We start from the raw sequence: 980 nt of genomic DNA on the forward strand, positions 1-980 counted from the left end.
GATGTTCATCGGTAAATTCCGAGAACCCGTCTACAACATCAGCAACACCGTTATACAAATCTGAAATAACCGGATTCAACTGCGAACCTATTGTAATACCAAGATTGCCGAAAGCGTTCTGCATTCTCTTCTGAGCGTGTTCCGTGGTATTGGTCATAGTCATGTACGCTTTTTCAGTCGCTCCAGCCGAATCCTGCATTTTGCCCAGAGTGCTGTTAAACTCTGCCGCTCCTGCATTAAACAAAGCCAACGCACCGATTCCGGCTTCCTGACTTCCCCAAAGGTTATTAAATGCCGTGGTATCTCCGTTTACGCTGTCTCCGATGACAGTCAGTACATCACCCAGTGAATAACCGCTTTCTGTAAGCTGTGCAAAAGACTGTCCTGTCTGCTCCTGTAAAACTCCGGCAACCGCACTTCCTGTATCACCGAGTTCATTCAGCATGGATTTTAAATATGTCGTTGACTCTGCCGTGGCAATACCGTTTTTTGTGAGAATAGCATAACCAGTAGAAAGATTATCCATTTCAACGTTATATGCCGCTGCAAGAGGAATAACACGCCCCATGTTCTGAGCAAGTTCGTCAACTGTTGTTTTACCGAGATTCTGAGTTGTTATCAGCATATCTGACACTTGTGTCGCTTCTGATACAGCTAACCCGTAAGCGTTTATAGCCGTTGTCAGTACGTCCGCCGCTGTTGCCTGTTGAGTAAAACCGCCCACAGCAAGCTTATTGGCTTCATCAACGAACTTAACGGCATAGGCAGTATCGACACTGGCTGAAATTGCCTGATACGAAGCTTCTGTCAAATCGCCTGCACCTTGTCCGGTGGAACGTGAAAGAGCCATAATATCTGATTCTATAGTACTCAAGGAAACCTGACTTGTATCGGCAATTGTTGAAACCTTTGCAATACTTGCCTCAAACTGTGCCGCTGAATTACTTCAATCAAGAAACGCTTCGCCGATTTTTTTAAGT

Annotated in this window: 1 protein-coding gene; it reads right to left on the minus strand. The window is 45.3% G+C overall.

Features of this window, described 5'->3' with window-relative positions:
• A partial coding sequence (locus OCV67_RS13360) for a phage tail tape measure protein (protein WP_317235038.1) occupies positions 1–916 on the minus strand: 916 nt, incomplete at its 3' end.
• Positions 917–980 lie beyond the last annotated feature (64 nt).

Origin of the sequence: Porcipelethomonas ammoniilytica (genome assembly GCF_025567485.1) — a bacterium.
GTDB classification, from domain to species: Bacteria; Bacillota; Clostridia; order Oscillospirales; family Ruminococcaceae; genus Porcipelethomonas; species Porcipelethomonas ammoniilytica.